General features: G+C 60.2%; 11 protein-coding genes. 6 read left to right on the top strand and 5 right to left on the bottom strand.

Going from position 1 to position 13,424, the window contains the following annotated elements; all coding sequences use genetic code 11:
• Nucleotides 1-293 precede the first annotated feature (293 nt).
• The 5 genes from C2846_RS13525 to C2846_RS13545 all read left to right on the top strand — a co-directional run bounded on the left by C2846_RS13525 (nt 294) and on the right by C2846_RS13545 (nt 3,077).
• Nucleotides 294-761 carry an AAC(3)-I family aminoglycoside N-acetyltransferase gene (locus C2846_RS13525; protein ID WP_119701671.1) on the top strand — a complete coding sequence of 156 codons (468 nt, stop codon included), beginning with the start codon at nt 294-296 and terminating at the stop codon, nt 759-761.
• A 98-nt stretch (nt 762-859) separates the two neighbouring features.
• Nucleotides 860-1,366, top strand: coding sequence for a GNAT family N-acetyltransferase (locus C2846_RS13530; protein ID WP_119701672.1), 507 nt, complete (start codon nt 860-862; stop codon nt 1,364-1,366).
• Nucleotides 1,367-1,489: 123 nt separating this feature from the next.
• On the top strand, nt 1,490-1,855 hold the full coding sequence (locus C2846_RS13535) for a VOC family protein (RefSeq protein ID WP_119701673.1): 366 nt from the start codon (nt 1,490-1,492) through the stop codon (nt 1,853-1,855).
• 11 nt (nt 1,856-1,866) lie between these two features.
• Complete coding sequence (locus tag C2846_RS13540) at nt 1,867-2,283, top strand: hypothetical protein (protein WP_119701674.1); 417 nt, start codon at nt 1,867-1,869, stop codon at nt 2,281-2,283.
• A 137-nt stretch (nt 2,284-2,420) separates the two neighbouring features.
• Complete coding sequence (locus C2846_RS13545; RefSeq protein WP_119701675.1) at nt 2,421-3,077, top strand: 7-cyano-7-deazaguanine/7-aminomethyl-7-deazaguanine transporter; 657 nt, start codon at nt 2,421-2,423, stop codon at nt 3,075-3,077.
• Here C2846_RS13545 and C2846_RS13550 read toward each other — a convergent pair.
• The 5 genes from C2846_RS13550 to smc form a co-directional block, all read right to left on the bottom strand.
• Nucleotides 3,074-3,832, bottom strand: coding sequence for a DUF2889 domain-containing protein (locus C2846_RS13550; RefSeq protein ID WP_131038220.1), 759 nt, complete (start codon nt 3,830-3,832; stop codon nt 3,074-3,076). The genes C2846_RS13545 and C2846_RS13550 overlap by 4 nt on opposite strands.
• Nucleotides 3,833-3,962: 130 nt before the next feature.
• Nucleotides 3,963-4,904: a tRNA dihydrouridine synthase gene (locus tag C2846_RS13555; protein ID WP_119701752.1), complete on the bottom strand. Its 942-nt coding sequence runs from the start codon at nt 4,902-4,904 to the stop codon at nt 3,963-3,965.
• A gap of 23 nt (nt 4,905-4,927) precedes the next feature.
• Nucleotides 4,928-7,303, bottom strand: coding sequence for an NAD-dependent DNA ligase LigA (gene ligA / locus C2846_RS13560; RefSeq protein ID WP_119701677.1), 2,376 nt, complete (start codon nt 7,301-7,303; stop codon nt 4,928-4,930).
• Between the two features lie 153 nt (nt 7,304-7,456).
• Complete coding sequence (zipA, locus tag C2846_RS13565; protein WP_119701678.1) at nt 7,457-8,326, bottom strand: cell division protein ZipA; 870 nt, start codon at nt 8,324-8,326, stop codon at nt 7,457-7,459.
• A gap of 98 nt (nt 8,327-8,424) precedes the next feature.
• Nucleotides 8,425-11,928, bottom strand: coding sequence for a chromosome segregation protein SMC (gene smc / locus C2846_RS13570; protein ID WP_119701679.1), 3,504 nt, complete (start codon nt 11,926-11,928; stop codon nt 8,425-8,427).
• Nucleotides 11,929-12,087: 159 nt separating this feature from the next.
• Here smc and C2846_RS13575 point away from each other — a divergent pair, with 159 nt between their 5' ends.
• The gene (locus C2846_RS13575; RefSeq protein WP_119701680.1) at nt 12,088-13,401 is read left to right on the top strand and encodes an MFS transporter; all 1,314 of its coding nucleotides are present in this window, start codon (nt 12,088-12,090) and stop codon (nt 13,399-13,401) included.
• Nucleotides 13,402-13,424 lie beyond the last annotated feature (23 nt).

Raw genomic sequence — 13,424 nt, forward strand, 5'->3', positions numbered from 1 at the left:
TATTTTTCGTGGGTAGGACCAGTACTTCACGGACCTGGATTCAGAGTCAGTGTGGCTTATAGTGGCCCCGCTGTTCCTGTCATTGATGGTCGTGCTGGGAGTTTCAGAAATCATTCGAGAATCTGGCTTCGTCTTTGAATTCCGGGGTGTAACGCTGGCTACTCATAGCATTCCTCCTATGCTCTAATCATAGGCTAGGAGTGTCCACTGCATCGGGGGACGTCCACGCTCCGCTCGCCGGGACGGGCTAAAGCCCGCCCCTTGACCAAACGTTATGCAGTTAGGAGCTGTCGATGCTAGTAGAAATTCGCCAACTCACGTCAAATGACGTTGGCCTGATGATGGCTTTGTCGACAAGCTTCGGCGAAGCGTTCAAGGACATGCCCACCTATACTGAAAAACGCCCAAGTGCAGACTATCTGAAAGGTTTGCTCAGCGGTGATTCTTTTATAGCGCTGGCAGCATTAGAAGGTATAGATGTTGTCGGTGGAATTGCAGCATACGAACTGAAAAAATTCGAGCAAGAGCGCAGTGAGATCTACATATACGACCTTGCTGTGTCATCGGAGCACCGGAGAAAGGGAATAGCGACGGCCTTGATTGAGAGGCTAAAAGTGATAGCGGCTGATCGAGGTGCCTATGTCATTTTCGTTCAGGCTGATACCGGCGTGGAAGACGAGCCGGCAATCGCGCTATATACCAAGCTTGGGCTGCGAGAAGAGGTCCTACACTTTGATATTTCAGTCGAATCCGGTGATTAAACTGCATAACAAAGTGCATCAATTCTCGTCTGTTGGCGCCGGACGTCAGCTTCGCTGCCGCCGTTGTGCACGACGTTAACTATCCCAAGAGGTCGAGATTGGATATTCAAATTAGCAATGAAAGCTCCGGTGATGCAGAAAAAATACATCAGATTACTGAGCAAGCGTTTTTAAATGCTCCACATACTGGCCATACCGAACAATATATTGTTGATGCTCTTCGCCGCGCTGGAGCGCTAACAATCTCTCAGGTTGCCAGGGCTGACGGAGATTTAGTCGGCCATGTCGCTATTTCGCCAGTTACGCTTTCCAACGGTGCAGAAGGCTGGTTCGGACTTGGGCCAATATCTGTTCTCCCCGAGCATCAAGGGCGCGGCATTGGTTCCAAGTTAATGAAAAGCTCCCTTGCCTCACTTAAAGCAATGGGTGCGGCTGGGTGTGTAGTACTTGGTGATCCTGCTTATTATGGTCGTTTCGGATTCAAGGCCGTCGATGGTCTGACTTATCCCGGCGTTCCTGCTGAGTATTTTCAGGCACTGTCGTTTACAGACAAATTTCCGGAAGCGGAAGTGTCGTACCATGAAGCATTCGCAGCCCAAGACTAACGAACGCAGGCACGGCGTTTTTGGGTCAGCCGTATGATCATCGGCATCAATGCTGAGCTAGAGAAATCACCCTATAAAGGGTTGGTCTGGTACTGAAACGTAACCAAACTCAGGGAGGAACAGATGAAGGTCAAACGCATCGTCTACAACATTGCCACTGCTACCCCCTCAGAAGCCGAGAGCTTCTATTCCGCTATTTTTGGGCTTGACGTGGTGATGGATCATGGCTGGATAAGAACCTACAGCTCTGGCGAAAAGATGACTACGCAGCTAAGCGTGGCTTCGGAGGGTGGTTCTGGCACGCCGGTTCCCGACCTTTCCATAGAGGTTGATTGCCTGGAAACAGCATTGGAGCGCGTGAAGACCGCGAACATCAAGATTGAATATGGGCCAGCAAGCGAGCCATGGGGTGTCCGCCGGTTCTATGTTCGCGATCCTTTTGGGAAGCTTGTTAATGTATTGCAGCATGTGGATTACAGGGCAGTTTAAGGAGCCAATCCGTGCATAAACCGGTAGTACAGGAAGAAGTCACAGGCTGCGGGATTGCATCGGTGGCCAATATCCTTGGCAAAACCTATGCAGAGATGAAAGCCATTGCCAACGCCATGGGCATTCATGCCGCGGATACCTCTCTGTGGTCAGATACCCAGTATGTTCGTCGTCTGCTGTCCAGCGCCGGGGTTGAGACCTCCAGGGATGAAATTCCGTTTGATAGCTGGGAGGCATTGCCGGATCTGGCGTTGCTGTCTATCAAGCATCATCAGGAAGACGGCAAGAACTTCTGGCATTGGGTTGTGTTCAAGCGCATCGATGGTCATCCCTTGGTGCTGGATTCGGCCAGTTACCTGCCTTCCAATGTGCGCCAGGATTTTGAGGCCATGCAGCCCAAGTGGTTTATCGAGATCAGCAATGCATGATGGCTTGGCTTAGGAGCAGCGCTGCTCCGCCAAACCTACCCTTCCCTACTACAAACCGCTAGAATGCACGCCGCACGCAGCCATGGTGGCTGTGGCAATGGGTTCCCTCACCCCATTTGATTCAAAAAGGACATCATATGCCGTTGATTCCCGTATCGGTCAACCGACAGGTTGTGGCCGGTCTTGTTGCTTTTCACATTCTTATCATCATTGCCAGCAACTACCTGGTGCAGTTGCCGATCACGCTGTTCGGCTGGCATACCACCTGGGGCGCGTTCAGCTTCCCGTTTATCTTTCTGGCGACCGACCTGAGTGTCCGGCTGATGGGCAAAAGTGTTGCCCGACGGGTGATTGCCCGGGTCATGCTGCCGGCGCTGGTGGCATCCTATGTGGTGTCGGTGCTGTTCCATGACGGACGCTTTGGTGGGCTGGCGGCGCTGGGCGAGTTCAATGGTTTCGTGTTCCGCATCGCGCTGGCCAGTTTCCTGGCCTATGCGCTGGGGCAGTTGCTTGATGTGCAGGTGTTCGACCGCCTGCGCGGGTTGCGCCAGTGGTGGGTGGCGCCGGCGGCTTCGACCGTGCTGGGCAATCTGCTGGATACCTATTTGTTCTTCTCGGTGGCTTTCTGGCAGAGCAGTGATCCGTTCATGGCAGCCAACTGGGTGGAGATTGCCACGGTTGATTATGTGATCAAGCTGGCGATCAGTATGGCGTTGTTCGTGCCGTTGTACGGGATGTTGCTCAATGCCATTGTACGGGTGGTGCCGGGCCGGCCGGTGACACAGCAAGCCTAGCGGGCTTTGCCCCACTCGGTGAGCAAATCATCGGCATGGTGTACGTCACCGCGGGTACTGCCGATGATGCGCAGGGCGCTGTCGGCGCGTTCTGGCTGGAATACGAAGCAGGCACCGGCCCGGGCTTTCATGGCCACGCCGGCGTTGGCAATCATATCCAGATTGAAGCCCTTGCTGGCAGCCACCATCACGGCGCGGCGCTGCACGTATAAGGCTTCCAGGGTTTGATCGTCGAGGCTGGCTTCAGCCCAGGACATGAGGGTGCGCAGGTCTCGCTGATCGAAGGCGTCCTGACTCTCGATCCTGGTGCCGCGCAGGCGCCAGTCGAGCAGTTTTTCACCATCAAGGAACAGCTCGGCATGCCGATGTTCGTGCATGGCACCCACCACCTTGGCGACATATTCGCGCCGCCCCGGTCTGAGCGCCTGAGACAGCGCCACCATCAGCAGATCATATTGGTGGGTGCATTGCTGTTTGCCGTCGATATCCGCCAGATTGACCGCAATCCGCTGACGCAGCGGCTGGCCAACAAACTCCTGCAACTTGCGTTCGGCCTGCGGGCAGATTGACCAGGGTGTGCGCCGCGCGTCACTGCTGACTGAGGTGATGCGTTGACCGTCATGACCAATGTTGAGGACGAAGAAGTGATGCTCGTCTTCCATCGCCACACGGCATTCGCTGGTGCTGACCTCAAAGATCACACGGCGATAGAAAACATGTGGTGAGTCAATGGTTTGCATAGCTTGAACTGGCACGATTCCGCTCCACTTGCCGGAAGTTTGTTGTATTTGCCAGTCTACGCTGCCGGCCCGGGCTGTGAACGCCTGGGCCGGAAATTTGCCGCGATAGTGCTAAAACTCGACCGATATGCCACCTTTTGTTTGATCAGCCCGCCAATCTCACAGCCTCTGGCTGCAAGGCTAAGCCTACCGCATCGGCGTTGGTTTCCCGTCGCAACTGATCGAACAGGGCCTGGGCTTCGGGGTAGCCGCGAGTGAGCATGCCCAGCCACTGCTTGAAGCGCCCGGGGGCGTGACGGTCAACCACCCGCTCGCGGACCTGGCGGTAAAACTCGAGCAGCCAGGGCTGCAGGCTTGCCCAGTCCAACGGCTGGGTTGGTTCACCGACCTGCCATTGACGAATCTGCAGGGCCAGGTCAGGGCGTGACACCAGCCCGCGCCCGAGCATGACGTGTGCGCAGCCGCTGTCCTGACGAATGCGTTGATAGTCCTCCAGCGTCCAGACCTCGCCATTGGCAATCACCGGCACGCTGACAGCCTCACGCACGCGGGCGATCCAGTCCCAGTGCACCAGCGGCTTGTAACCTTCGGTCTTGGTCCGCCCATGCACGACGATTTCCGCGGCACCGGCATCGGCCAGGGCCTTGGCACAATCCAGGGTCAGGCTGGTATCGCTGTAGCCCAGGCGCATCTTGGCGGTAACCGGCACACTGGCGGGCACCGCCTCGCGCACGGCGCGGGTCAGCTCGAACAGCATCTGTGGTTCCTGCAACAGGACGGCGCCGCCGCGGTGGCGATTGACGGTCTTGGCCGGGCAGCCGAAGTTCAGATCCACCACCGGCGCGCCAAGTTCAGCCAGCAACGTGGCGTTGTAGGCCATCCAGCGCAGGTCGGAGCCCAGCAGCTGGGCGCGTACCGGGGTACCGTTTGGGGTCTGCCAGCCATGGTCCATTTCCGGCACCAGGCGTTGCACGGCCGGGCGATGCAGCGGCCCGCCGGTAACACGGATAAACTCGCTGACGCACCAGTCGATGCCGCCGATGCGGGTCAGCACGTCGCGCATCGGCGCATCCACCAGCCCTTCCATCGGGGCCAGGATCACATGAGCGTTCACGCGCTGATGCCGTGGCTGGCCAGCAGATCGAGCAACTGTTGTTCGCTCCACACAGTTACCCCCAACTGTTCGGCCTTGGCCAGCTTGCTGCCGGCGCCCGGGCCAGCAACCACGCAATGGGTCTTGGCCGAGACGCTGCCGGCAACCTTGGCCCCCAGACTTTCCAGATGCTCCTTGGCCACATCACGGGAGAAGGTTTCCAGGGTGCCGGTCAACACCCAGGTCTGGCCGGCCAGCGGCTGCCCTTCACCCGCCTCGGCCTTGGGGCTGTCCCAGTGCATGCCGAATTCGCGTAGCTGCGCTTCGATGGCCAGGGCATGCCGGCGCTTGGCGTCATTGCGGAACCACTCACGCAGGCTGCTTTGGGCCTTTTCGGTAAAGCGTTCGACCTGCTTGAGTTCCAGCCATTCGGCGTCCATCAGCTTTGCCAGGCTGCCAAAGCGGCTGGCCAAACGCTCAGCGCCGGTCTTGGCAACACCCGGAATGTTGAGCCGTTCGATAAACTCGGCCAGGCTGACGCTGGCGGCATATTCAGCGGCGATAGCGCCCTCTTCCTGCAAGCTGACTCCACGTTCGAGCAGTTGGCGAATCACCGTGCGGTTGTGCTCATCGGCAAAGAAGCTGTGAATCTCGTGGGCCACTTCCAGCCCCACATCCGGCAGGTACACCAGCACCTCGGGCAGCGCCTGGCTGATACGCTCGAGCGAGCCGAGCGCACGAGCCAGCAACTTGGCGGTTTCCTCACCAACATCGGGAATACCGAGGGCGAAGATAAAGCGCGCCAGGGTCGGTTGCTTGCTGGCCTGGATTGAACTCAGCAGGTTCTTGCTCGACAGCTCGGCAAAGCCCTCCAGGGCGATGACCTGTTCATAGGTCAGCAGGTACAGATCAGCCGGCGAGCTGACCAGTCCGGTATCCACCAGTTGTTCAACGATTTTTTCGCCCAGGCCGTCGATGTCCATGGCCCGTCGCGAGACGAAGTGGATGATCGATTGTTTGAGCTGGGCCTGGCAGGTCAGGCGGCCGACGCAGCGGTACACCGAGCCTTCGCTGGTGGTCTGGCCAGCCTTGCCACGCTTGACCAGTTGGGTGCGCTCAACCGCCGAGCCACACACTGGGCAGTGCTCGGGGATTACTACTGGCCGGGCATCGGCCGGGCGGCGCTCGACAACCACCTGCATGACCTGCGGGATCACGTCTCCGGCACGGCGGATGATCACGCTGTCGCCGATCATCAGGCCCAGGCGCGCTACTTCGTCCATATTGTGCAGGGTGGCGTTGGATACGGTAACGCCAGCCACCTGGACCGGTTTCAGACGCGCTACCGGGGTGACCGCACCGGTGCGGCCCACCTGGAATTCAACGTCCAGCAGTTCGGTAACCTCTTCCATCGCCGGAAACTTATGGGCGATGGCCCAGCGCGGCTCACGGGCGCGAAAGCCCAGCTCGCGCTGATAAGCCAACTGGTTGACCTTGAACACCACCCCGTCGATCTCGTACCCCAACCCGGCACGGCGCTCGCCGATATCGCGGTAATAGGCCAGGCATTGCTCTACCCCGTGCGCCAGCTTCAGTTCACGGCTGATCGCCAGGCCCCAGCCACGCAACTGCTCAAGAATACCGATCTGGGTGTCGGCCAGCTCGCCCTCAACCTTGCCGATGCCGTAGCAGCAGAACTCCAGCGGCCGGTTGGCGGTGATGTTGGGATCGAGCTGGCGCAGCGAGCCGGCAGCGGCGTTGCGCGGGTTGGCAAAGGTCTTGGCTCCGGCTTCACGCTGGCGCTCATTCAGGGCCTCGAAGCCGGCCTTGCTCATGAATACTTCGCCACGTACTTCCAGCACCGCTGGCCAGCCCTCGCCCCGCAGTTTCAGCGGGACATTGCGGATGGTACGGACATTGACGCTGATGTCTTCGCCGGTGCTGCCATCACCGCGAGTGGCACCGCGCACCAGATGACCGTTTTCGTACAGCAGGCTGACGGCCAGACCGTCGAGCTTGGGTTCGCAGCAGTAATCAACTTCGGCGCCACCACCGAACAAATCACCGTCCGGCAGGTCCAGGCCTTCACGCACACGGCGGTCGAAGGCACGCAGATCGTCTTCCTCGAAGGCGTTGCCAAGACTGAGCATGGGCACTTCATGGCGCACCTCGCCAAACTCGGACAACGCGGCACCACCGACTCGCTGAGTCGGCGAGTCCGGAGTGACCAATTGCGGATTGTCCACCTCCAGCGCCTTGAGTTCGTTGAACAGGCGATCGTACTCAGCGTCCGGGATGCTCGGCTCATCGAGCACGTAGTAGCGATAGTTGTGGGCGTCGAGCTGTTCGCGCAATTCAAAGACGCGCTGGGCCGGATCAGGGGTCTGGGTCATGAGTGTCAGTCAGCCGTGAATCGAAGGCGTGATTGTAGCAAGTGCGGGCTGGTATGGGGCTGATTCGCGGCCGCGGGCCGCTCCTACCCGGGTGTGGACGGTAGGAGAGCCTTGCAGGCGCGATGCAGTGCAGGCCGAAGAGGCAGAGGCTCCCTAGCGGCGCATGCCGTAGTGCTTACGCTCAAACTCGGCAATGCGCAGGCGGTAATGCTCTATGGTCTGAGCGGTCAGCACGCTGCGCTGCTCGTCCTTCAGATCACCACCCAGCTCATGGGACAGCTTGCGCGCGGCGGCGATCATCAGGTCCAGTGCCTGTTTGGGGTGGCGTGGGCCCGGCAGGCCCATGAAGAAGCTCACCGCACGCACATGGCTGTTGTCCAGTTCGTCCAGGTCAAAGGTTCCGGGCTTGAGGGCGTTGGCCATGGAAAACAGCACATCGCCATTGCCGCTCATGCTTTCGTGGCGGTGGAAAATATCCATTTCGCCAAAACGCAGGCCGCTTTCCATGATGCTCTGCATCAACGCCGAGCCGGCAAAGCCTTCTTCAGCGCGCGAGACCACGTTGATTACCAGCACCTCCTCTACCGGTGGCTGGTCCTTGGGCGGGCTGGGCTGGGTCTTTTGTACAGGTGCAGACTGCGCGGCCGGTTTGGCTGACTGTGCTCTGGCCACTGCCGGCGATTCATCAGTAACCGGATCAAGCAACATGGGCGCCGGTTCTTCCAGGTCGAGCCCGACCTGCTGAGGCTCGCGCCATTCGCCATGCTCGCCCAACTGATCCTCGCGCAGCGCTGGATCATCACCAAACGAGGGTTCGGCCCGCTCCCGTTCACGCTGCCCCACGACCCGCGGCGGGCCGAGCAATTCATCGTTGCCGTCGTCCCCCGGCAAGTCCTTGAGGTTGCGTTCCAATTTGAAGCGGATACGAGATCGACCACCCATGCGTCGCCAGCCATCGAACAGAATGCCGGCGATCACCAAAAGGCCGATGATGATGAGCCACTCACGCAAACCAAAATCCATGAATAACCTGTTCCTGTTGTATTCATCCAGTACCAGTAATGGCGTTATGACGCCTCACCGGTGTCTATGGGCGGACACTATCATGCCCGCGCGTAACTTCAAACTGCCGCCAACGCGGCGGCCTCTTCCACATTCACTGTGACCAGCCTGGAGCAGCCAGGTTCATGCATGGTTACACCCAGCAACTGGTCGGCCATCTCCATCGCAATCTTGTTATGGGTAATGTAAATGAATTGCACCCGGTCTGACATCTCCTTGACCATCCGCGCGTAACGTCCGACGTTGGCGTCGTCGAGTGGCGCATCGACTTCGTCGAGCATGCAGAACGGTGCCGGGTTGAGCTGGAAGATCGAAAATACCAGGGCGATGGCGGTCAAGGCCTTTTCGCCACCCGACAGCAGGTGGATGGTGCTGTTCTTCTTGCCCGGTGGGCGGGCCATGATCGCCACCCCAGTATCAAGCAGGTCGTCGCCGGTTAGCTCCAGGTAGGCATGGCCGCCACCAAAGACCTTGGGGAACAGCGACTGCAAACCATGATTGATCTTGTCGAAGGTCTCCTTGAAGCGGCTGCGGGTTTCCCGGTCGATCTTGCGGATCACCTGTTCCAGGGTATTGAGCGCTTCTTCAAGGTCGGCATTCTGGGCATCCAGGTAGCGTTTGCGCTCGGATTGCTGCTGATATTCGTCGATCGCCGCCAGGTTGATCGCGCCAAGACGCTGGATGCGGGCGTCAAGCTGGGCCAGTTGCTGTTCCCAGTCGGCCTCGGCGGCGCCTTCTGGCAGGCTGGCGATAACTCCTTGCAGATCATAGCCGGCCTCCAGCAGTTGCTCCTGCAGGCCCTGACGGCGGGTCTGCAGATCGCGGGCGATCAGCCGTTGCTCATCGAGCTGGGTACGCAGTACCTGGGCCTGCTGTTCGGCCTGACTGCGGCGGCGGTCCTGCTCGCGCATCTGCTGGTCGACCAGCTCCAGCGCTTCGCGGGCCTGGGCCAGTTCCTGCTCGACACTGATGCGCTGCTCCAGCAGTGATTCCAGCTCAATGCGTTGATCGTCTTCCGGGGCCTGGCTTTCTTCCAGGGTCATGCGCAATTGTTCACGCCGCTCGGCCAGACGCTCGATCTGCGCGTTGAGGCGATCGAGCCCCTGCTGGGTAGAGTCCTGCTGAGCCCGCAGCGACTGGACCCGCAGGGCCAACTGATGGGCCCGGTCCTTGTGCTGGCGGGAGTGCTGGCGGGCATGATCCAGGTTCTCACGTACCTGGTCGCGCTGGGCCAGCAGGCTCTCACGCTGGCTGGAATCTTCAGCCATTCGGTCCAGCGCTTCCTGCAGGCTCAGACGTGCCTCACCGACCTGCTCAAGCTCTTCGGCGCGCTGGGCCTTGATGTCTTCCAGGTCATCATTAATGCGCTGACGCCGGGCATTGATCTGCTCCAGACGCACCTGGCGGGCCGACCACTGGGCCTTGAGTTCGCCCTGCTCGCGGCCCAGTCGGGCCAGTCCCTGCTGAAGACTGTCGCGCTGCTGCTCCAGGCTGCGAATCAGTTCCCGCAGGCCACTCAGCCGTTCATCAGCCTCCTGCAAACGTGCTTCCTGGGTTTCCAGTTCAAGCTGCAGTTGCTCGATTTCCTGCTGGCGGGCCAGAACGCCGGTCTCACCGGCATCGCCGCGCCGCAGGCGGAGCCAGTTGGGTCCGACCCAATGCCCGTCGGCAGTGATCAGCGACTGATTGGCCTGCAAATTGCCACGCCGGGCCAAGGCTTCATCGAGACTGGCCACCGTGCCGACCTGAGCCAACCAGGGACTCAGGTCCAGTGTACTGGTTACCTTGCTCAGCAAAGCGGCCTCAAGCGGGCTGCCCGCCTGAGTCAGGGCGCGGTGTTCGATCAGGCGCAGATGGCCCTGATCGAAGCCTTCCAGGCTGTCAGCTAAAGCGCCAAGATCATCCAGACTGACGGCCTGCAGGTCATCGGCCAGCACAGTTTCAACCGCGCGTTCCCAACCCGGCTCGACCTGCAGCCGTTCTGCCAGCTGACTGAGCTGGCCCAGACCCTGCTGCTCGAGCCATTGGCGCACACCCTGGCCATGGTCCAGGGCTGCCTGCTGCAAGGCTTCCAGCGATGCCAGACGGCCGTTGCCGCGCTGAATCTCACCGCGCCGGATATCCTGTTCCTGGCTCAGCGCGTTGAGGGTGTCGCGCTCCTGGCGCAGGCGCTCGCCCAGGTCGTCCAGTTGCTGCTGTTCGGTTTCGCTGCGCAGATCCAGTTCGGCCAGTTGTTCGGCCAGTTCCGCCAGTTCGTCATCCAGCGGTCCGGAGGCCAGCGTCGTGCGCTCATCTTCGAGCCGCTGGATGCGTTCGCCAAGGCGTTCGATAGCCTGTTCCAGATGGCGAATGCGCGACTGCTCGACCTCGGCCTGCTGACGCGGAGTGGCGGCTGACTGGTTGAACTGGTCCCAGGCCGTCTGCCAGGCCTGCATCGCCTCTTCGGCGGCCAGCAGTGCGCTGGTGGTGTCTTCGTCGGCAGCGCCAGCCATTTCCAGCTCTGGCTCAATCTGCGCCAGTTCGTTGTGCAGATCGGCGAGCAGCGCCTGGTCCTGGGTCAGGTGACTTTGCGCTTCCTGCCAAGCCTGTTCGGCCTGCTCGATATCTTCGTGCAACTGGCGCTGGCGGTCGCGATTGAACTGCAGGGCCTGCTCGATCCGGCTGATATCGGCGCCAACGCTGTAATAACGAGCCTGTACCTGATTGAAGCGTTCGGTCAGATCACTGTGCTGGTCACGCTGCTTTTCGATTTCGCTGTCGGCATTGCGCTGTTCGGCAATCAGGGCTTCCAGAGCAATCTCCAGATCCCGCACCCGGTGCTCACGCTCGCCGGCCTGGGCGTCCAGCGTCTGCCAGCGCAGCGCCTGCAACTGAGCCTTGAGCTGGCGCTCCTCGGCCTTGAATTCCTTGTACTTCTCTGCCGCCTGAGCCTGACGATGCAGGTGCGCCAGTTGCCGCTCAAGCTCGTCGCGCAAGTCGGTCAGGCGCGCCAGGTTCTCATGGGTGCGGCGGATACGGTTTTCGGTTTCGCGCCGACGCTCCTTGTATTTGGAGATGCCGGCAGCTTCCTCGATAAACAATCGCAGTTCATCGGGCTTGGCCTCGATCAGTTTGGAGATCATGCCCTGCTCGATGATCGAGTAGCTGCGTGGCCCAAGGCCGGTGCCGAGGAAGATGTCGGTGATGTCTCGGCGCCGGCACTTGGTGCCGTTGAGAAAATATTGGTTCTGGGCTTCGCGGGTAACCTTGCGGCGAATGGAGATTTCGTTGTATCCCGCGTACTCGCCCTGAAGCGTGCCGTCACTATTATCGAATACCAGCTCGATTGAGGCCTGGCCTACCGGCTTGCGGCTGTTGGAGCCATTGAAGATGACATCGGTCATCGACTCGCCGCGCAGGTTCTTGGCCGAGCTCTCACCCATAACCCAGCGCACCGCATCGATAATGTTGGATTTGCCGCAGCCATTGGGGCCAACCACTGCGCCCATGTTGGTCGGGAAGTAGACCGTGGTGGGATCGACAAAGGATTTGAAGCCTGCCAGCTTGATGCACTTGAGTCGCATTGATCGGCCTGTCCTTGATCGTGATGCAGTGAATGACAACAAAGACGCATTTTTACCTGCTATGCCGGTCAGCGACAACTGTTGGACCACAAAGGTGGCCAAAGCAACCGCGCTACGGCAGAATTCGAGGTTTTATCTGGCACGGTCACCCCGCCCCACATGAATCTCGACCCCAAACTGGAAAGCCTCTACAACCGGCTGATTGAGCAGGAAGACGCCCGGGTCTGCAAGGACATCCCCGACAGCGCCTGCAGCGATGTGCCGCAGAATTTTTTCCGCCAGGTGTTCGCCACCACCCTGACCAGCCTCGGCGATACGCTGACCAACCCCAAGACCATCCTGGCCTGGCTCCTGGGTGTGGTCGGCGCGCCGGTGGCACTGATCGCCTGGCTGGTGCCGATCCGCGAGTCCGGCTCAATGCTGCCGCAACTGTTCATTGCCGCCCGCATCCGCCGCTACGCCCGGCGCAAGGGCATCTGGGTGCTGGGCAGCCTGCTCCAGGCTACGGCGCTGGTTGCCATGGGGCTGGCCGCCTGGCTGACCGAGGGCACCCTGGCCGGGACGCTGATTATCGCCTGCCTGATTGTCTTCAGCCTGGCCCGCGGACTGTGCTCGGTAGCCAGCAAGGATGTGATCGGCAAGACCGTACCGAAAACCCGGCGCGGGCGAATGAACGGCCTGGCCACCAGCCTGTCCGGCTGGCTGGCACTGGGGTTTGGCCTGTACTGCCTGATCTGGCCCCCGGCCGATGACGACATGCTGTTTTACGCCGCACTATTGATCGCCGCCGCGATGCTCTGGCTGTTGGCGGCCCTGATTTATCAGCGCATCGAAGAAGCGCCCGGCGCCACCGACGGCGGCGGCAATGCCATCGAGAAGGCCTGGAGCAGCCTGAGCCTGCTACGCCATGATCAGCCGTTCCGGCGTTTCGTGATTACCCGGGCGCTGCTGCTGTGCTCGGCGCTATCGGCCCCCTACTACGTGCTGCTCGGCCAGCAACTGAGCACCGGGCTGAGCATGCTGGGCGCCTTTCTGGTCGCCAATGGACTGGCCAGCAGCCTGAGCGCCTATGTCTGGGGCAGCCTGTCCGACCGTTCCAGCCGCCAGGTCATGATCTATGCCGCCTTTCTGGCCAGCCTGCTTGGTCCGCTGGTGATCGCCATTCATCTCTGGGCTGCTCTGCCGGCCAGCCTGCATGCCTGGCTGTTCCCTCTGGCGTTCTTCGTGCTCGGTATCGCCCACAGCGGTGTGCGGGTCGGGCGCAAGACCTACGTTCTGGACATGGCCGGCGGCAACAAGCGCACCGACTACGTGGCGGTCGGCAACAGCGTTATTGGCCTGATCCTGCTGGCCACCGGACTGTTCGGCCTGCTCAGCAGTCTGATCGGTGCGGCCGGCATGTTGTTGCTACTCTCTGGTATAGGTTTGCTGGGAGCGCTGTTGGCTCTGACTTTGCCGGAAGTTCAATTCTGATTTACCACAGTAAAGGAAACACA

It is taken from the genome of Pseudomonas jilinensis, from assembly GCF_003586265.1.
Taxonomy (GTDB): Bacteria; Pseudomonadota; Gammaproteobacteria; order Pseudomonadales; family Pseudomonadaceae; genus Halopseudomonas; species Halopseudomonas phragmitis.